Source organism: Stenotrophomonas sp. Steno-Z1, from assembly GCF_056393175.1.
On the sequence record NZ_JBWJPB010000003.1, the window covers coordinates 241,704 to 258,845 of the forward strand.

19 protein-coding genes are annotated in these 17,142 nt (G+C 69.2%); 7 read left to right on the plus strand and 12 right to left on the minus strand.

Annotation, left to right across the window (positions count from 1 at the left end):
• The first annotated feature begins 262 nt into the window (after positions 1-262).
• Positions 263-835 (plus strand): OmpO family porin, encoded by a 573-nt coding sequence (locus AC06FD_RS11780; protein WP_259206863.1) that lies wholly within the window; start codon positions 263-265, stop codon positions 833-835.
• Between the two features lie 271 nt (positions 836-1,106).
• Here AC06FD_RS11780 and AC06FD_RS11785 read toward each other — a convergent pair whose 3' ends face one another.
• From AC06FD_RS11785 to AC06FD_RS11805, 5 genes are all read right to left on the minus strand, one after another.
• Positions 1,107-2,132: an NAD(P)H-dependent glycerol-3-phosphate dehydrogenase gene (locus AC06FD_RS11785; protein ID WP_478077900.1), complete on the minus strand. Its 1,026-nt coding sequence runs from the start codon at positions 2,130-2,132 to the stop codon at positions 1,107-1,109.
• A gap of 20 nt (positions 2,133-2,152) precedes the next feature.
• A complete protein-coding gene (gene secB, locus AC06FD_RS11790; RefSeq protein WP_259206865.1) occupies positions 2,153-2,668 on the minus strand; it encodes a protein-export chaperone SecB in 516 nt (171 codons plus the stop codon).
• Positions 2,669-2,773: 105 nt separating this feature from the next.
• Positions 2,774-3,211 carry a rhodanese-like domain-containing protein gene (locus AC06FD_RS11795; RefSeq protein WP_259206866.1) on the minus strand — a complete coding sequence of 146 codons (438 nt, stop codon included), beginning with the start codon at positions 3,209-3,211 and terminating at the stop codon, positions 2,774-2,776.
• An 80-nt stretch (positions 3,212-3,291) separates the two neighbouring features.
• Entirely contained in the window at positions 3,292-3,720 is a 429-nt protein-coding gene (locus tag AC06FD_RS11800; RefSeq protein ID WP_259206867.1) for a hypothetical protein, read from the minus strand.
• 30 nt (positions 3,721-3,750) lie between these two features.
• The gene (locus AC06FD_RS11805; RefSeq protein ID WP_478077901.1) at positions 3,751-4,221 is read right to left on the minus strand and encodes a YiiD C-terminal domain-containing protein; all 471 of its coding nucleotides are present in this window, start codon (positions 4,219-4,221) and stop codon (positions 3,751-3,753) included.
• Positions 4,222-4,264: 43 nt separating this feature from the next.
• On the opposite strand from AC06FD_RS11805, the gene AC06FD_RS11810 reads away from it, so the two are divergent.
• From AC06FD_RS11810 to AC06FD_RS11820, 3 genes are all read left to right on the plus strand, one after another.
• Positions 4,265-5,041, plus strand: a complete 777-nt coding sequence (locus AC06FD_RS11810; protein WP_478077902.1) for a uroporphyrinogen-III synthase — start codon at positions 4,265-4,267, stop codon at positions 5,039-5,041.
• A gap of 111 nt (positions 5,042-5,152) precedes the next feature.
• Positions 5,153-6,136 carry a uroporphyrinogen-III C-methyltransferase gene (locus AC06FD_RS11815; protein ID WP_478077903.1) on the plus strand — a complete coding sequence of 328 codons (984 nt, stop codon included), beginning with the start codon at positions 5,153-5,155 and terminating at the stop codon, positions 6,134-6,136.
• Positions 6,133-7,467, plus strand: a complete 1,335-nt coding sequence (locus AC06FD_RS11820; RefSeq protein ID WP_478047435.1) for a heme biosynthesis HemY N-terminal domain-containing protein — start codon at positions 6,133-6,135, stop codon at positions 7,465-7,467. Before AC06FD_RS11815 ends, AC06FD_RS11820 begins: the two co-directional genes overlap by 4 nt.
• A gap of 225 nt (positions 7,468-7,692) precedes the next feature.
• Here AC06FD_RS11820 and AC06FD_RS11825 read toward each other — a convergent pair whose 3' ends face one another.
• Both AC06FD_RS11825 and AC06FD_RS11830 read right to left on the minus strand, forming a co-directional pair.
• Complete coding sequence (locus tag AC06FD_RS11825) at positions 7,693-8,421, minus strand: hypothetical protein (RefSeq protein ID WP_478077904.1); 729 nt, start codon at positions 8,419-8,421, stop codon at positions 7,693-7,695.
• A gap of 76 nt (positions 8,422-8,497) precedes the next feature.
• Positions 8,498-9,793 (minus strand): acetyl-CoA C-acetyltransferase, encoded by a 1,296-nt coding sequence (locus AC06FD_RS11830; protein ID WP_478077905.1) that lies wholly within the window; start codon positions 9,791-9,793, stop codon positions 8,498-8,500.
• A 92-nt stretch (positions 9,794-9,885) separates the two neighbouring features.
• Here AC06FD_RS11830 and AC06FD_RS11835 point away from each other — a divergent pair, with 92 nt between their 5' ends.
• On the plus strand, positions 9,886-10,773 hold the full coding sequence (locus tag AC06FD_RS11835) for a hypothetical protein (RefSeq protein WP_259206882.1): 888 nt from the start codon (positions 9,886-9,888) through the stop codon (positions 10,771-10,773).
• 131 nt (positions 10,774-10,904) lie between these two features.
• Here AC06FD_RS11835 and AC06FD_RS11840 read toward each other — a convergent pair whose 3' ends face one another.
• The 5 genes from AC06FD_RS11840 to AC06FD_RS11860 all read right to left on the minus strand — a co-directional run bounded on the left by AC06FD_RS11840 (position 10,905) and on the right by AC06FD_RS11860 (position 15,443).
• Entirely contained in the window at positions 10,905-11,540 is a 636-nt protein-coding gene (locus AC06FD_RS11840) for a superoxide dismutase family protein (RefSeq protein WP_259206883.1), read from the minus strand.
• A 53-nt stretch (positions 11,541-11,593) separates the two neighbouring features.
• A complete protein-coding gene (locus AC06FD_RS11845) occupies positions 11,594-12,163 on the minus strand; it encodes a superoxide dismutase family protein (protein ID WP_259206884.1) in 570 nt (189 codons plus the stop codon).
• Positions 12,164-12,255: 92 nt separating this feature from the next.
• On the minus strand, positions 12,256-13,707 hold the full coding sequence (gene ntrC, locus AC06FD_RS11850) for a nitrogen regulation protein NR(I) (protein ID WP_478077906.1): 1,452 nt from the start codon (positions 13,705-13,707) through the stop codon (positions 12,256-12,258).
• Entirely contained in the window at positions 13,697-14,770 is a 1,074-nt protein-coding gene (locus tag AC06FD_RS11855) for a two-component system sensor histidine kinase NtrB (protein ID WP_259206886.1), read from the minus strand. The genes ntrC and AC06FD_RS11855 overlap by 11 nt, the downstream gene beginning before the upstream one ends.
• 142 nt (positions 14,771-14,912) lie before the next feature.
• A complete protein-coding gene (locus AC06FD_RS11860) occupies positions 14,913-15,443 on the minus strand; it encodes a hypothetical protein (protein ID WP_478077907.1) in 531 nt (176 codons plus the stop codon).
• Between the two features lie 228 nt (positions 15,444-15,671).
• On the opposite strand from AC06FD_RS11860, the gene AC06FD_RS11865 reads away from it, so the two are divergent.
• Positions 15,672-15,965, plus strand: coding sequence for a tetratricopeptide repeat protein (locus AC06FD_RS11865; protein ID WP_478077908.1), 294 nt, complete (start codon positions 15,672-15,674; stop codon positions 15,963-15,965).
• Between the two features lie 21 nt (positions 15,966-15,986).
• A complete protein-coding gene (locus AC06FD_RS11870; RefSeq protein WP_478077909.1) occupies positions 15,987-17,141 on the plus strand; it encodes a serine hydrolase domain-containing protein in 1,155 nt (384 codons plus the stop codon).
• Position 17,142 lies beyond the last annotated feature (1 nt).

Genomic DNA, 17,142 nt, shown 5'->3' on the forward strand with positions numbered 1-17,142 from the left:
GAGCAAAAGAACAGTGTGCAGCGGCCCCTCATCCGAGCGCGGATTTGTTCCCATAGTTTGTGCAATCGGCAGGAACTATGGGGACGTGGCTACATGTCACCCCGTAGTTCCCTGAACCCGCGCTTCATTCATGTACCGGTCAGTTCAATATTCAGGAGCGATTGGGACGGCAAATGAATAATTAACACCTGTCGACCGCCCCTCTCTCCCCTCCCCCGGGGGGCGGCCGACGAAACCAAAATAATTAAAGGTGTGTCCCGATATGAAGACTTCTTTGCTTGCCCTGGGTCTGCTCGCTGCACTCCCGTTCGCTGCTTCGGCAACCGACGGTCTGTCGTACAACTATGTTGAAGGCGGCTACGTGAACACCGATGCCAAGGGTGGCGACGCGGATGGTTGGGCCGTGAAGGGCTCGGTCGCGGTGGCGCCGAACTTCCATGTCTTCGGTGACTACAACGCGCAGGAAACCAAGCGCGGCAGCAATGATGTGGACCAGTGGAAGGTGGGTGTGGGCTACAACTACGGCATCGCCCCGACCACCGACCTGGTCGCCCGCGTGGCTTACCAGAAGTTCGATCCGAAGCGCGGCCTGGACTTCAACGGCTACTCGACCGAAGTCGGCGTGCGCAGCGCGTTCACCCCGAACTTCGAAGGCTACGTGATGGCCGGTTACGAGGACTACAGCAAGAAGCACGGCATCAACCCGGACGGCGAGTTCTACGGCCGCGTCGGCGCCCAGGCCAAGCTCAACCAGAACTGGGGCCTGGCCGGCGAAGTGAAGCTGGCCAAGGGTGGCGACAAGGAATACTTCGTCGGCCCGCGCTTCACCTGGTAAGACCGCCACACCGCGGTACGTTGTTGGATGGCGCGTGACCTCTCTCCCGCGCGTCATGAAGCCCGGCCTGGCCGGGCTTCACTTATGCAAGGCCGGCGCGTCTTCCACGCGCATGGCCGCCGACCACCGGTCGGCACCCCTAGTTGCTACCTCGTCGGTAAGCCACGAACACACCCGGCCTCGTGCCGGGTGTGTTCGTTTCGGGGGCCGTGTTTTGGGCAGTGTTTGCGGCTACAAAAAAACCCCGGCGATGGCCGGGGTTTTTCGTGGATCACTTGAACAGCGTGTCCGGGTATTCCGGTTTCTGTTCGCGTGCCAACAACGCACGCAGGCCTTCTTCCGGCGTCTGCTCGCCGTGCAGCACGGCGCGCACCCGATCGGAGATGGGCAGGTCGATGCCGTGGCGACGCGCCTGGCGCATGACTTCGTCGGCGGTCTGCACCGACTCCACCACCTGGCCGATCTCACGCACCGCGTCCTGCAGGGTCTGGCCACGCCCCAGCGCCAGGCCGAGGCGACGGTTGCGCGACAGGTCGCCGGTGCAGGTGAGCACCAGGTCGCCAAGCCCGGCCAGGCCCATGAGGGTTTCCGGCTTGGCCCCGATCGCCGCGGCCAGCCGCAGCATCTCGTTGAGGCCACGGGTGATCAGGCCGGCACGCGCGTTGAGGCCGAGCTGCATGCCATCGGCAACGCCGGTGGCCACGGCCAGCACGTTCTTCATCGCACCGCCGAGTTCGGCGCCCACCATGTCATCGCCGGTGTAGGCGCGGAAGGCCGGGCCATGCATCGCATCGGCCACCTGCTGGGCGAACTCCGGCGCATCACCGTGGACGGTGATGGCGGTGGGCAGGCCCTGGGTGACTTCCTTGGCGAACGACGGACCGGTCACCACCGCCAGCGGTACGTCCGGTCCGAGGACCTCGCGCGCCACTTCGTGCAGGAACCGCCCCGAACCGGGCTCGAAGCCCTTGGTCGCCCAGGCCACGCCGGCATCGGCGGGACGCAGCGGCGCCAGCGCGCGCACGGTTTCACCGAAGGCGTGCGACGGCACCACCACCAGGATCCAGGTGGCGTCGCGGACCGCGGCGGCCAGGTCGGTGGTGGCGCGCAGCGTGTCCGGCAAGGGAATGCCGGGCAGGTAACGGGTGTTCTCGTGGCGCTGTTCGATGGCCTCGACCATGGCCGCGTCACGCCCCCACAGCACGGTCGAATGACCGTGCCGGGCAAGCAGACTGGCCAGCGCCGTGCCCCAGGAACCGGCGCCGAGGACCGCGATCTTTTCTGCGTGGGTGCTCATCGAAACGAACGCAGCGCCGATCAGGCGTTGCCGGCCGGCTCGGAGTCGGCCAGCGAGGTTTCACCCTGCTCCTGGCGCTGACGCAGGGTTTCGGCGTACAGGCCTTCGAAGTTGATCGGCTGCAGGAAGAACGGCGGGAAGCCGCCGGCCTGGATCAGCTCGCTGACCAGCGAACGCACGTACGGGAACAGGATGTTCGGGCACTGGGTGCCGAGCAGCACGTCGATCGACTGCGGGTCCAGGCCGACCAGGCCGAACACGCCGGCCTGCTGCACTTCGGCAACGTAGGCGGTCTTCTCGCCGGCCTTGCAGGTCAGGGTGACGGCCAGCACGACTTCAAAGGCGTTCTCGCCCAGGCGCTGCACGCGCTGGTTGAGGTTGAGCTGCAGTTCCGGCTGGACGGCGTCGTTGAACACGGCCGGCGCGTTGGGCGACTCGAAGGAAACGTCCTTGACGTAGATCTTCTCGACGGTGAACGCGGGGCCGGTGACGGCGTCGGCCGGCGCGACGGCGCCGTTGGTGTTCTCTTCGGACATTTCCTGTAGCTCCAGAAATTAAGTGCAATAAGGCGGATTGTTACATGCCCTGCGATGGGGGCGTGTGGCGCCGCGCACAAGGCGTGCGGCGCGATCCAGGTCAAATCAGTTGCGGCCCTTGACCAGCGGCAGCTCGGCCTGCTGCCAGGCGGGAATGCCGCCGTCGAGCACGTGGACCTGCTCGAAACCGGCCTTCTTCAACGCCTTGGCGGCGGTTTCGGACGCATTGCCGGTACGGCATACCAGCACCACCGGGCTCTGCTTGGCGTTGGCCACCAGCTTGTGCTCCGGGCCGAACGCGGTCGGCTGCACGTTGCGGCTGCCGGCGATATGGCCCTTTTCGAAATCGCTGCTGGAGGACAGGTCCACCACGATCGCGCCACCGGCATTCATGAGGTGGGTCAGTTCGGCCGGCTTGAGCGACTTGAAGCCGCGGAACAGACGGCGGACTTCGGTGACGATGATGGCCACGGTCAGGCCGACCAGGGCCATCGACAACATCGGGTTTCGGCCGGCAAAGGCCAGCAACTCTTCGTAATTCACTCAGATCACGGGTCGATAAGCGGGGGCCGATTGTCGCACATGCGGGCGAATCGGCGTCCAGCCCCGGCCGGCGCCCGGATTCAGGATTCCGGCCACAGGTCCGGCAGGCCGCTGGCCTGCCACCAGCGCTTGCCCTCGGCGTCCCAGCGCCACACTTCCCGCACCAGCACCAGGCGCTCGGCCTGGGTGTTGACGTTGATCACCCCGATCTCGACCCGGCGCTCCACGCTGCCGTCGGGCATGGCACCGGTGCTGCGCTCGCGGTAGGAGGAAACCCGGATCTGGCTGTAACGGCGCAGCTCCAGCTCGGTCAGCGGGTGCGCCTTGCGGTAGTCCGGGTCCAGGTAGCCGATGGCATCCTCGGCACTGCCCCAGCGGATGGTGGCGCCGTAGGCGTTCTGGGCTTCCTCGAGCAGGTTGCGCTGCTTGCGGCTCAGCCCGGCGGCAAGCGCCGCCACGCTGGCCAGCATCAAGGTGGTCAGCAGCAGGATCTGAAGCGTACGGCGCATGCGAATTCCCCCATCGGCAAGGCGCCCATCCTACCGCCTTGGGAAGGCAACGAAACGGCCGGCCAGTTCCGCAGCGGGCTTGCCGTCGGTGCCCGGCTGGCGGGCGAGCACGCCGATGCGGGCCTTGCCGCGCTGGGCGAACGTGGCCAGGAAGCCTTCCCAGTCGGCCTCGTCGGCGGCCTGGGCCTGGGCGTGCAGGTCCGCGTAGACCGGGGCGAGGTAGCGCACGTGGCTGTCGGCCACGTAGACATCGGCATCGAATCCGGCCAGGCGCAGGCGCAAGGTCACCAGCGCCCAGCCGGACAGGGTCAGGGCCGAGGCCAGGCTGCCGCCGAACGCATTGCCCTTGTCGTTGACATTGGCCGCCAGCGGCGCGCGCAGGTCCAGCATGCCATCGGCATAGGAGACGACCTGGATCTGCATCGCCGCCACCGGCGGCATCCGGTCCAGGACGTGCTGCAGTTCGGCCAGTTGGGCGGGCAGGGAAAGAGGAGTGGACATCGACACGACAACACAACGGCAAAGGGCTCGCATAATGCCCGCAATGAACAGTGATGCACATGTGCCGGAGTGGACCCTGATTTCACTGCGCCCGCGCGGCCAGCACGCGCCGTTGCGGCGCGCCGCGCAGGCCGCCGGTGCGCGCGTGCTGGCGTTGTCGCCGTGGGCACTGCAGGTGCGCGCCGATGCGGCCACCCGCGCGCAGCTGAGCCGTGCGCTGGCCGCGCAGCGGGTGGTGTTCAGCAGCCCGGCGGCGGTCCACGCGGCCGCGCGCCTGCAGCCGCTGGCGGGCGCCCATCCGGGCACCTGGCTGGCGGTGGGCGCCGGTACCGCCGCAGCGCTGCGCATGCACGGGGCCGAGGAGGTACAGGCCCCCGCACGGATGGACAGCGAAGGCCTGCTGGCCCTGCCGGCACTGGCCGACCTGCGCGGCCTGGAGGCCGGGCTGGTCACCGCCCCGGGCGGGCGCGGGATCATCGCGACCACGCTGGTCGAGCGCGGCGCGCACCTGCATCGCGCCGACGTATACCAGCGCGTGCCGCTGGCACTGCCGGCGCGCACCCTGCAACGGCTGCGGCACAGCGCGCCGCCGTGGGTGCTGGCCCTGAGCAGTGGCGAGGCGTTGGCGCTGCTGCTGGTCGCGTTGCCGCAGGACCTGCAGGCGCCGCTGCGGGAGGCGGTGGTGGTGGCCGCCAGCGCACGCCTGGCCGAGCAGGCCCGGGCCGCCGGCTTCGCACGGGTACGGCTGGCCGAGGGGCCCCTACCACGCCAGCTGGCGCAGGCCGCACACGCTGCGATCATCACTACCGCAACTTCCTGAACAGGCGACGCAGTCGGCCTTGCAGGCCGCGCGGGCGGCGGGCGATGCTGTGCACCACATCGCTCGCCAGCTTGTGGATGCCCCGGCGCGATCGATAAGGATGCCGCCCGCATGAACGACCCCGTTTCGCCCCCGTCCCCCTCCCCCTCCGTGCGCTGGATCGCCCCGCTTGCGGTGCTGCTGGTGATCGGCGCGGGCGTGGCCTGGGGCTGGACCCGCTGGCAGGCCGAGCAGGCCCGCGAGCTGCAGCGCCAGGCCGATACCGGGCTGCAGCTGCAGGGGTTGGTGGACAGCGTGGAGGCGCTGCGCCGCGACCAGCGCTCGACCTCGCAGCGCGTGCAGGATGCCGCCGCCACCAACCGCGTGCTGCGCGACGAAATGCTGGGCCTGAGCCAGCGCAGCGCGCTGCTGGAAGACAACCTGGCCAAGCTCGCCGACAGCACCCGGCATGGCGCGCAGGCATTGCAGCTGGAAGAAACCGAACTGCTGCTGGGCCAGGCCGCCCAGCGCCTGGCCTATGCCGATGACGTGGAGGGCGCCAAGCGCCTGTATGCACTGGCCGCCAGCACCCTGGCCGACGTCCCGGGCAACGACTACCTCAATGTGCGCCAGGCGTTGATGCAGGAGCGCAACGCGGTGGATGCACTCGGCCCCGGCGTGCGGGTCAGCACCGCCGCACAGCTGGCCACGTTCTCCAAGGCGCTGGAGCGGCTGCCGCAGCAGGTGGACGCGGTGCCCGGCGCGGAGGCGGCCACGCCGTGGTGGCACCAGGTGCTGGCGCCGTTCGTGACCATTACCCCCACCCACACGCAGGGCCCGCTGACCGACGCCGAACGGGTGACCGGCTGGGACGCACTGCAGCTGGAACTGACCCTGGCGCGCGCGGCGGTGGAACGCGGCGACCAGCCCGGGTTCACCCATGCGGTGGACCGCGTCGCCCTGTGGCTGCCGCGGCTGTGGCCGGATTCACCCGCCCTGCGCGAGCGTCGTGCTGAACTGCAGCAACTGCGCATGCGCGTGCTGCAGCCCGCGCTGCCCGAACTGGGCAGCACCCTGCAGCAACTGCGCTCGATGCGCGATGGAGATGATCGATGAAGCCCTTCCAATCCCTAGTAGTGCTGTTGCTGGCCGTGGCCCTGGGCGTGATCGCCTCGCAATTCCTGGGCACCGAGCAACTGCGCCAGTTTGGCGAAGTGATCTACCGCTACGGCGGCAACGACTACCGTTCCACCGTGCCGCAGGTGGCATTGATGGTGCTGGTGGGCCTGCTGGTGCTGTGGCTGCTGTGGAGCCTGCTGGCCTCGCCGTTCCGGGCCTGGGGCCGCTACCGCCGCAAGCAGGGCCGCGCCCGCCTGATCGAAGGCATCCAGGCGCACGAACAGGGCCAGTGGCAGCGCGCCGAGAAGCTGCTGGCGACCGCCGCCGAAGACAAGGAAGTGAGCGCGGTGGCGATGGTGACCGCCGTGCGCAGCGCCGAAGCGCGCGATGACCAGGCTGCGGTCAACCAGTACCTGCAGCGCCTGGCGGGCGAGGATGCCACCCTGCACGCGCTGCTGCAGGCCGAGCGCCTGCTGCAGCAGGAGCGCCCGGTGGACGCGATCAACCTGCTGGATACCGCGACCATCCAGCCGCTGCCGCCGCGCGGCCTGTGGCTGCGCACCGAAGCACTGGCACGTGCCGAACGTGCGCACGAGGCCTACGGCCAGTTGGGCGCGCTGCGCAAGCAGAAGGTGCTGCCGGACGAGGCCGTGGCCGAACTGGAAACCCGCCTGGCCGCGCAGTCGCTGCTGGAAGCGGGCGACGTGAACGCGCTGGCCGCGCAATGGGAAGCCACGCCGAAGGCACTGCGCAGCGATCCGGACGTGGTCTCGGCCTACGCGCTGCGTGCGGTGGCGCTGGAGTGGGACGAGCCGGCGCTGCTCAACCTGGAACAGGCGCTGGACACGCGCTGGGACGAATCGCTGGTGACGTTGTACGGGCAGATGCCGGTGGACAAGCTGGCCACCCGCCAGGCCAACCTGCAGCGCTGGCTGGGCAACCAACCGGCCAGCCCGGCGCTGCTGCTGGCGCTGGGCCGCGTCGCTGCGCGCCAGCGCCAGCACACCCAGGCCGAGGACTACCTGCACCGCGCGATCGCCGCAGGCGCCGGGCCGGCCGCGTGGGAAGCGCTGGGGCAGGTGTTCCTTGATCGTGGTGAACCGGCGTTGGCCTCGCAGTGCTTCGCCAACGCGCTGCGCCAGCAGCGTGGCGATGACAGCATCGCGCTGGCGCGCGCGAGTGCGCCGCTGGCGGCACCGCTGGATGCGGTGATTCCCGAACGCGCCACCGTGGAGGAACAGTCGTTGATGAGTGAACCGGCACCGCTGGTGGTGCACGACCGCGTGGGCGACGAGCGCGACGCATTCGGCAACCCGCGCCTGCCGTAAGGCGCGCCGACACGGGGGCGCCGCCGTGCGCCCCTCGTGGTGGGTCACGTCCGTTGCGTCGCTACGCCGCTTTCGGCGCTCGCGCCTCCGAGGCGAGGTTGCCCAGCGTGGCCAGGACAGCGAAATGGAGCGATCCCGGCGCGCTCAGCCGGGCCCGCATCGGACCACGATAAAGGCCGCCAGAGGCGGCCTTTTTCGTGCGCGCGGCGCCGTCGCGCCGCCGGCTCAGCGGTCCTTGTCGGGAAGGCGCGCAGGGCGGCGGTTGCCCGCCTCGATCAGGCGCAGCTGCTCGGCGACCACGTCCAAGCGCATCTGCTGCTCATCGGCCTCGTCCAGCGGCTGGGCGCGCAATTGCGGCCCCAGGCGCTGGAAACGCACACGCGCGGCGTCCATGCGCCCCAGACGTCGTTCCAGTTCGCCGCGGATCATCTGACAGAACTGCCATGGGCCAGGGCCGGGCGCGGCATCCGGGCAGGTCTGCTCGTACAGCGCCAGCGCGCGGCCGGCATAGCGCGGGTACTGGGCCGGGGATGCCTCCCAGCTGGCCTGCAGCATCACCCAGGCCTGGTTGGCCACCGGTGCATCAAGGAACTGCATCATCTGCGCGACCAGGAAGTAAGGCGTCTCGGTGGTGCGCCACTGCTGGTACTGCTTGCCGAGCACGAACGGGGTGAGCTTGCGCACGCTGGCCGCATCCAGGTCCGGATCGTAGATGATCATGCCGTTGCCGGGGCATTGCGGCAGCCGCCACGGCGAGGAGATCGGTCCGAAGGGGCGGGCATCGAACTCACTGCCGAACGAGGTGCCCGAGCTCGGCGTGGTCTGCTCGAAGCGCTCGCCGCCGATCGGGCACTCGAAGGCCTGTTTCATGAAGGTCAACGCGCTGGCCGGTGCGGCCAGCGACAGTGCGGCCAGGACAATCAGGCCGCGGTACGGCGTGTGGCGTGTGTGCATTCCCTGCTCCTTGGCGCCTTTCCATCCTGCTCCTTGGCGCCTTTCCATGGGGAGGCGCGTATTGCGCGCCGGGTGTTCAACGTTCGACGATCGCCACCACGCCCATGCCGCCGGCGGTGCAGATGGACACCAGCGCGCGGCCACCGCCACGTTCGGCCAGCTGCTTGGCGGCCGTGGCGATCACCCGCGCGCCGGTGGCGGCAAACGGATGACCGGTGGCCAGCGAGGAGCCCAGCGGGTTGATCCTGGCCGGATCGATGCGGCCCAGCGGGGCGTCGAGGCCAAGACGGTTGCGGCAGTAATCTTCGCTTTCCCACGCGCGCAGGGTGCACAGCACCTGGGCGGCGAAGGCTTCGTGGATCTCGTAGATGTCGAAGTCCTGGAGGGTCAGGCCGTTGCGCTTGAGCATCTCCGGCACGGCGATGGTGGGGGCCATCAGCAGGCCCTCGCCATGCACGAAATCGACCGCGGCCACCTCCGAATCGCGCAGGTAGGCCAGCGGCTCGTGGCCGTGCGCACGCGCCCATTCCTCGCTGGCCAGCAGCACCGCCGAGGCGCCATCGGTGAGCGGGGTGGAGTTGGCGGCGGTCAGCGTGCCGCGGCCGGAGACCTTGTCGAAGGCCGGCTTGAGCGTGGCCAGCTTTTCCAGCGAGGTGTCCGCGCGCAGGATGTTGTCGCGCTCCACCCCACGGAACGGTGCGATCAGGTCGTTGAAGAAACCGCGCTCATAGGCGGCGGCCAGCTTCTTGTGCGAAGACACCGCCCACTCGTCCTGCGAGTCGCGCGAGATGTTCCATTCCTTGGCCATGTCCTCGCAGTGGTCGCCCATGCTCTTGCCGGTGCGCGGCTCGGCCACGCCGGGGAACTCCGGCTTGAGCTCGCTGAGCTTGAAACCGCGGGTGAGCGCCTTGAGCTTGTCGCCGGTGGACTTGGCGCGATTGGCCGCCAGCAGGCGCGCGCGCAGCTTCTTGCCGTACACGATCGGCACGTCGGAGGTGGTGTCCGAACCGCCACCGATGCCCGATTCGATCTGGCCCAGCGCGATCTTGTTGGCCACCGCGATGATCGTGTCCAGCGAGGTGCCGCAGGCACGCTGCATGGTGATGCCCGGGGTGAGCGGGGACAGGCCCGAGGACAGCGTGGCCTCGCGGCCGAGGTTCCAGTCGCTGGAATGCTTGATCACCGCGCCCATCGCCACTTCGCCGAGCTGCTGGCCGTGCAGGCCGAAGCGCTCGACCAGCGCACCCAGCGTGCGTACCGACATGCCGAGGTTGCCGACATCCGAATAGGCCGTGTTCTGGCGGCAGAACGGGATGCGGACGCCACCGAGGATGGCGACGGGACGGGCGTTGGGCATGGAGATACCTGGCATGGGAGGGGTGTCTGCAACATGGCCTGCACGAAGGAGCAGGCATAATGGGGGCAAGTGTAGCTGCCGCCCTGTGATGGGCCAACCGTGAAACCATGAGCAAACCCGACCCCGGCATGAATGCCCTAGGCGTACTGGCATTGGAACTGGCCGGCGGCGACGCGCCGCGCCATGCCGCGCTGTCCTCCGAACAGGCTGGCGAACTGGCCGAACGCGTGGGCCGCGACCTGGCCAAACTGGTCCCCGGCGTGAGCGGGCTGGACTTCGTGTTCGCCGGCGCGCATTTCGATCCTGCTGAAGTGCTGCGGCCCGGCTGGCCGGTGCACCGCCGCCTGGAAGAACTGCAGATGCGCGCCCCGGGCCGCAACCAGGGCCCACGCATGCTGGCCTTTGGCGCGGGTGCCGACGGCGACGTGCCGTTGCCGTTCCAGGCCGATGCCGCCCTCACCGGCGGTGGCCTGCGCGTGGTGCCGTTCCTGTTGACCGGCACCGAGGTGGCCCAGACCCGGGCCGTGGCCGAGGCGCTGGAAGACGTGCTGCTGGCCCAGGGCATGGCCCAGCCCGACACCGCGCTGCAGGCGCAGACCGCCTTCGGCGCGCAGATCGAGCATGCGCGCTACTTCACGGTGAACGACCTCGCCGCGATGATGTCCATGCAGTACGACAACCAGGGCCTGGCCGCGCTGTGGCCGCTGATCGAGACGGCGCTGATGGCGCCGCAGGATGCGCAGTGGCTGGACAGCACGCCGGAGCCGCTGCTTCGATACGCCGATGGCGAAGTGCGTATGGCGCTGTTCGATCCGGCCGGCTGGTGTGCGTTCTACAACCACGGCACCGGCGATTGCGATCGCCTGCAGGGCATCTACGAGCAGTACCTGATGCGTCAGCGGCAGATGGCCGCGGTGCTGGAAGCGCACGGGTTGCCGGTGCTGTTCGTGCATTGCGAAGCCGGGCAGGATGCGCGCGCGTTGTTGACGAAATGACGTGCTGCCGGCCGTTGGCCGGCGCCCCGCGGAGGGGATGGGCGGCCGTCGCAGCCACGCATGGCGCGGCTCCACCCGCACAAAAAAAACGCCGGCTTGCGCCGGCGTTTTTCTTCATGCGCTGCGTCGGTTTACGGCGCGGCGTTGATCACCGCGCAGGCCAGGCGGGCGCCAGCGTTGCCGGTCGGCTGGGTCTTGTAGTCGTCCGCGTCGGCGTGGACGATCAGGCCGCGACCGATGATGTCGAAATCGTCGCCCTTGCCGATGTTGACGTTGCTGGACACGTCGGCATCGACCACGGCATTACCCTGGGCGTCGGCCTTGATGTTGGGAATGTCACCGCCGTGGTGCGGGGTGGCGCTGACATTGCCGTGGTCTTCCTTGGACGGGTTGAAGTGGCCGCCGGCGCTGGCGCCGTCCGGCGCGCTGCAGTCGCCCTTCTCGTGGATGTGGAAGCCATGCTCGGAGTTCGGCTTCAGGCCGCTGACCTGCCCCTTCACGTGGACCTTGCCGTCGACCACGCTGAAGGTCACGTTGCCCTTGGCGGTGCTGTCCTTGGTCGGGGCCAGTTCGGCGACGGCGCCGTGGTTGGCGTGCGCTTCGCTGGTCATGGCCGGCGGGGCATCGGTGGTGGCTTCGGCGGTCGGCTGCGCGGCGGTGGCTTCGGCGGCCGGGGTGGCCTCCGGGGTGGTGTCGGCCGGCTTGTTGCAGGCGGTCAGGCCGAGCGCGGCGATGGCGACGAACAGCGAGGTGTGGATAAGACGCATGTGGATCTCCTTGCGGGTAGCGATGGAAGAAGCGACGTCGGTGGGGTGCGCGTTCAGCGCATGACCCGGATGACGCCGCAGGCGATTCGGGCGCCGGCATTGCCGGCCGGCTGGCTGCGGTAATCGTCGGCATTGGCGTGCACGACCAGTGCACGTCCTGCGATATCGGTGGCTGCGCCGCCGCCCAGGGTAACCGCTGGCAGGCGCACATCCACGTTGACCCGGCCCTGCGCATCGGCGCGCAGGTTGTCCATGTCGCCGGCGTGGTGGATGCCGCCGTTGTTGCGACCATGCGGCTGCAGGGTCGGATTGAAATGCGCGCCCGCGCTGCTGGCATCCACGGCGCTGCAGTCACCGCGCTCGTGCACGTGGAAGGCGGCCACCTGCAGTGGCTGCAGGCCACCGATCATGCCGGTGATGTGCACGCCCTGCGCATCGGGCACCAGCGCCAACCGGCCGCTGACCAGGCTGGCCGACGCCGGGGCCAGGTTGGCTTCGGCCATGCGCGCGGTGCTCACCAGCGGCACGGCCGGCGGAGCGGTCGGACGCGTCGGCGGCGTGCTGCCACAGGCGGCGAGACCGAGCGTGGCCAGGGCAACGAGGGCGATACGGGAACTGCGCATGGAAAACTCCTTGGTTGCAAACTAGCGGCGTGCGCGTCCACGCACCATGAAAGCAGCGCGGACACCGCGCACACGCGGTGTGGACAGGGGGTTCATCCGCCGCGACGGCGACCGGCGCCGAGCTTGCGGGTCAGTGTGTTGCGGCCCATGCCCAGGCGGGCGGCCGCCTCGGCACGACGCCCGTGGGTGATCTGCAGGGCCGCTTCGAGCAGGGCCTGGTCGACCCGTTCGCGCACCTGCGCATGCAGGCCTTCGGCGCCCTCGGCCAGGCGCTGCCGCGCCCAGGTGGAAAGCAGGGTTTCCCACTGGCCCGGGTCGCCGCCAGCGCACGTGCTGCGCGCACCACCGCCGCGGTGCAGCGCGCTGTCCACGTCGGCCACGCCGATGGTGTCCGACGCGGCCAGCGCGGCCATTCGCCAGCACACGTTTTCCAGCTCGCGCACGTTGCCGGGCCAGTCGTGTTCGCGCATGGCCTGCAGGGCGGCGGCAGTGAGCCGCTTGGGGGAGGTGTCGAGCTTGCGCGCGGCGGCCGCCAGGAAGGTATCGGCGAGCTGGGCGATGTCGTCGCGGCGCTCGCGCAATGGCGGCAGGCGCAGCCGCACCACGTCCAGGCGGTGCAGCAGGTCGGCGCGGAAGCGGCCCTGCGCGACCAGCGACTCCAGGTCCTGGTGGGTGGCGGCAATCACCCGCACGTCGACGCGGATCAGTTCGCGCCCGCCGACGCGGAAGAACTCGCCTTCGGCCAGCACGCGCAGCAGGCGCGTCTGCAAGGGCAGCGGCATGTCGCCGATTTCATCGAGGAACAGCGTGCCGCCGTTGGCCTGCTCGAAGCGGCCGACATGGCGACGCTGCGCGCCGGTGAACGCACCGGCCTCGTGGCCGAACAGTTCGCTTTCCAGCAGCTCGGCGGGAATGGCGGCGGTGTTGAGCGCCACGAACGGCCCCTGCACGCGCGGCGACTCATGGTGCAGCGCGTGCGCGACCAGTTCCTTGCCGGTGCCGGTTTCGCCGTTGATCAGCACCGACAGCGGCGCCTGCGCCAGGCGACCGATGGCGCGGAACAGCGCGCGCATGGCCGGGGTATCGCCGACCAGCTGCGGGCGCTGGTCGGCGCCGGGTGCGGCAGCGGTGGGCAGGGGCGCGGACGCCAGGGCATCCGGCTCGGGCAGCACGCGCTGCGCCAGCGCGACCGCGTCATCGAGGTCGAACGGCTTGGACAGGAATTCCTGCGCACCGCCGCGGAACGCGCCCGCAGTGCTTGCCACGTCGGTGTAGGCCGACATCACGATCACCGGCAGGTGCGGGTGCGCGGCCTTGAGCTTGTCCAGCAACACCAGGCCATCGTCGCCGGGCATGCGCACGTCGGTGAACAGCAGGTCCGGCGGCGGCTGGGTATCGAGCATGGCCAGCGCCGAGGCGGCGCCGTCGAAGCCCTCGACCCGGTAGCCGGCATCGCGCAAGGCGGTGCACAGCACGAAGCGCACGGCGCGGTCGTCGTCCACCACCCAGACGCGCTGGGCGGCGCGGTCGGTGTCATCCGCCATGGGCGGCCTCCTCGGTGGGCGTGCCGTGCCCGATCGGCACCAGCACGGTGAATACGGTATGCCCCGGACGCGAGCGGTAGGTGAGCGTGCCACGGTGTTCGCGCGCGACCTGCTGGGCCAGTGCCAGGCCCAGCCCGGTGCCTTCGGCACGGCCGCTGACCAGCGGCAGGAACAGGTGCTCGGCCAACTGCTCGGGCACGCCGCGGCCGTCGTCGGCAATCTCCAGGCGCAGCGCCAACGGGTGCAGCTGGTCGCCGATGCGCACGCCGTGTTCGACGCGGGTCCGCAGCGTCACGCTGCCCGCACCCGCCTGGATCGCATTGCGCACCAGGTTCCACACCGCCTGGGTGAGGCGGTCGGCGTCGCCGTGGAACTCGGGAATGCTGGGGTCGTAGTCGCGCTGCAGGCGCACCGCCCAGCCACCTTCGCTCTCGGCCAGGCGCAGCACGCGCTCCAGCGAGGCGTGGATGTTGAGCGGCGCATGCGGCGCGGCCGGTGCCGGCGACAGCAGTTGTTCGAGCAGGCCGTTGAGGCGCTCGATTTCCGAGCCGATCAGCTCGATCAGCTCGCGCTCGGCGGGGTCGCGCTCATCGGCGGCGCGCTGCGCGTTGCGCCTGGCCAGCAACTGGGCCGCGCCCTTCAACCCGGCCAGCGGGTTGCGCAGCTCGTGGGCCAGGCCCTTGAGCGCGGCGCTCAGTGCGCTGGGCAGGGCCTGGGTCGGGTCGAGCCCGGGGAATTCATCGACCGGGTGCGCTTCCAGCAACCAGCCGCCCGCGTCCCAGCGGCTCAGCCAGCCTTCGGCAAAGCGCGGGGCGTCGCCCGGCAGGGCCAGTGCGAGACGGTGCAAGCGCAGGGTGTCGCGCTCGTCGCGGGCCAGGAAGTGCGCCAGCGCCTCGCCCTGCACTTCCAGCGACGCGAGCGGCTGGCCAAGCAGACGGCGCACGCTGACGCCCAGCCAACGGGCAAAAGCGGGGTTGCAGCCGACCACGCGCCCGGCGGCGTCGGCCCAGGCGACCGGAGTGCCGAGGACGTCGAGGGCGGGAGGCGGGAGCGTCGGGGTCATTGCACCAATGTAGTGCAAAACGACCCGGGCTGGGCCCGATCAGGATGACGTGGGCGGGTTGATTCGGCCTCCACCCGACCTGGATCCGCGCACCGCCAGCGACATTGCGCGCGAGCGAGCCAATCCACGTCGCCCATGGCAATCAACGCGTTCCGGACGATTCCCTGGCCGAGTTCCATGCGTCCTCGAACTCGCCTGCACTGATCTCATCGACGGCGTCCAGCTCGAGGACTGAAATCGGTTGGTCGGCCAGCATGAATCGGTCATCGCTCTGGCCGCTCTCGTCGCACCAGATTCGGTGCGGGCCATAGATTTCGACCTGGCGGACAACCCATTCCCCTTTCAACTCCATCATCGCCACGCCCTCGCCAAGGACCGATTCTGCCCAGTGCCTGAAATATCGCGGAGCGGGGGTAATGGCGATGCGGATGCTCTCCTGCATGTGCTGGTGGTGCCACGTACCGGGGCCGCGCAGGTGGGCCGTGGCCAGTATGGCCGTCCTTGCCGGATCCGCCCAGGTCAGCACGGTCTCCAGTTCGACGGGCTCACCACCGATCACCAGGGATCGCGTGGTGTGTGGCTGGTCCACGCGCGCGACGAGGTCTGCGACGGAGGCCGAGCGCAGCGCCTCCAGGGCGTTGACAAGTTCTAGGTACGCATCTGTCGGTTGCATGGAAGAATTCCGGTTGAAGGCGGATCGGACGTCTGCACATGCGTCCGTCCCCAGCATGCTTATCAAGCAAGCCGCTGGCTTTTTCAACCCGTCCCCGGCCGATGGATCGTCCTCGACGCGGCCCGCAGCGCGCCGCTTGACTACAAATGTAGTCAAGGTTACAACAGCATCCGACTCCGCTTCGTAGCCCGACGTATGCGCCTTGTTGCATGTGTGTGCGGTGTTGCAGTGTTGCTGTGCAGTTTCCTGGCCGGGGCCAAGGGCCCCGACACCGCCGGGCAGCTGCGCGACCTGGTCGACAGCTATGCCGACCGCCGCGGCTTCAACGGCACCGTGCTGGTCGCCCGGGAGGGCAAGGTGCTGTTGCTGGTTGCGCATGGCAGCCTCGGCGAGGCCTACCGCGCCTCCGGGCGACGCGCGGATGCCCGCCAGCACTACCAGACCGCGTTGCGGCTGGATCCGACGAGCAGGAGCGCCAGCGAAGCCCTGGCCGCCCTGCAGGTCGACCTGCCACCGCACTGAGCGTGTCATCGGCGCAGATGCATGCCGATCCATCCTTCGCAACATGACCCAAGGAGCGTCACCTTGTCAGCACAGCAATGCCTGCGTGCCCTGTTCACCGCCATAGTGCTGTCGACGCCACTGCTTTGCACCGCAGCCAGCACGTGGGAGACATCCAACGCGATGGCCCGGCAATCGATACAGCGGACGATGAAGGAGGCGCGCATCCCCGGCCTGCAGATCGCCGTCGTCAAGGACGGCCACGTCGTGCTGTTGGAGCACTATGGCCTGGCCAACGTGGAGAACCGCATTCCGGTGACCGCGGCCACGCTGTTCCCGATCAATTCCGCCACCAAATCGTTCACCGGCGTCGCGCTGATGCAGCTCGCCGAGGCCGGACAGGTGGCGCTGGATGCGCCCATCTCCCGCTACCTCGACGGCCTTCCCGACACGTGGCGTGGCATCCGCGTGCGTCAGCTGCTGGCCCATACCTCGGGGCTTCCCAACATCGTCGACCGGCAGGGCCTGATCGGCGGCGGAACCGAGCAGCAGGCGTGGGCCGCGGTAGCGGCGCTGCCGATGGATGCGCCCACCGGCGACACGTTCGCCTACAACCAGACCAACTACGCGCTGTTGGCCAGGCTCATCACCCGACAGGCCAGCATGCCTTACCCGCAGTACGTCGCCGAACACCAGTTCAAGGTGGCCGGCATGCGCACATCGGTGTTCGGCGACAGCTACGACCTGGTTCCCAACGCGGCGACCATCTACAGCTACTCACGACGCCGGCCACTGGTGGAGGGGGACGATGATCGCCTGGCCCATTGGATCGACGATCTGCCCCCGGGGCTGCGTACGGGTGGAGGGATCCAGACCACGGCAGGACAACTGGCGGACTGGATCATCGCACTCACCGATGGCCGCCTGATCACTCCCGCCAGTGTCCAGGCCATGTGGACACCGGAAAAGCTCAACAGCGGGGCCGACGGGCGCTGGGCGGCCGGGTGGCCCGTGCTCGGCGCGTCGCCGGAAGACCCGCAGGTGGCTGGCATCGGTGGGGGGCGCGCTGCGTTCATCGTCTACCCGAAGGAGCGCCTGGCGGTGATTGTGCTGACCAACCTGGTGGGTGCCAGCCCGGAAGGTTTCATTCCCGACATCGCGGCGCTCTACAGGTCCGCACCGGTGGTGAAGGAATAAC

Coding starts and splice junctions, on each gene's coding strand:
- AC06FD_RS11820 (WP_478047435.1), top strand. CDS start 6,133: ATGAAGCCCTTCCAATCCCTAGTAGTGCTGTTGCTGGCCGTGGCCCTG.
- AC06FD_RS11845 (WP_259206884.1), bottom strand. CDS start 12,163: ATGCGCAGTTCCCGTATCGCCCTCGTTGCCCTGGCCACGCTCGGTCTC.
- AC06FD_RS11815 (WP_478077903.1), top strand. CDS start 5,153: ATGAACGACCCCGTTTCGCCCCCGTCCCCCTCCCCCTCCGTGCGCTGG.
- ntrC (WP_478077906.1), bottom strand. CDS start 13,707: ATGGCGGATGACACCGACCGCGCCGCCCAGCGCGTCTGGGTGGTGGAC.
- AC06FD_RS11825 (WP_478077904.1), bottom strand. CDS start 8,421: ATGCACACACGCCACACGCCGTACCGCGGCCTGATTGTCCTGGCCGCA.
- AC06FD_RS11870 (WP_478077909.1), top strand. CDS start 15,987: ATGCCGATCCATCCTTCGCAACATGACCCAAGGAGCGTCACCTTGTCA.
- secB (WP_259206865.1), bottom strand. CDS start 2,668: ATGTCCGAAGAGAACACCAACGGCGCCGTCGCGCCGGCCGACGCCGTC.
- AC06FD_RS11785 (WP_478077900.1), bottom strand. CDS start 2,132: ATGAGCACCCACGCAGAAAAGATCGCGGTCCTCGGCGCCGGTTCCTGG.
- AC06FD_RS11840 (WP_259206883.1), bottom strand. CDS start 11,540: ATGCGTCTTATCCACACCTCGCTGTTCGTCGCCATCGCCGCGCTCGGC.
- AC06FD_RS11835 (WP_259206882.1), top strand. CDS start 9,886: ATGAGCAAACCCGACCCCGGCATGAATGCCCTAGGCGTACTGGCATTG.
- AC06FD_RS11780 (WP_259206863.1), top strand. CDS start 263: ATGAAGACTTCTTTGCTTGCCCTGGGTCTGCTCGCTGCACTCCCGTTC.
- AC06FD_RS11855 (WP_259206886.1), bottom strand. CDS start 14,770: ATGACCCCGACGCTCCCGCCTCCCGCCCTCGACGTCCTCGGCACTCCG.
- AC06FD_RS11800 (WP_259206867.1), bottom strand. CDS start 3,720: ATGCGCCGTACGCTTCAGATCCTGCTGCTGACCACCTTGATGCTGGCC.
- AC06FD_RS11805 (WP_478077901.1), bottom strand. CDS start 4,221: ATGTCCACTCCTCTTTCCCTGCCCGCCCAACTGGCCGAACTGCAGCAC.
- AC06FD_RS11830 (WP_478077905.1), bottom strand. CDS start 9,793: ATGCCAGGTATCTCCATGCCCAACGCCCGTCCCGTCGCCATCCTCGGT.
- AC06FD_RS11810 (WP_478077902.1), top strand. CDS start 4,265: ATGAACAGTGATGCACATGTGCCGGAGTGGACCCTGATTTCACTGCGC.
- AC06FD_RS11860 (WP_478077907.1), bottom strand. CDS start 15,443: ATGCAACCGACAGATGCGTACCTAGAACTTGTCAACGCCCTGGAGGCG.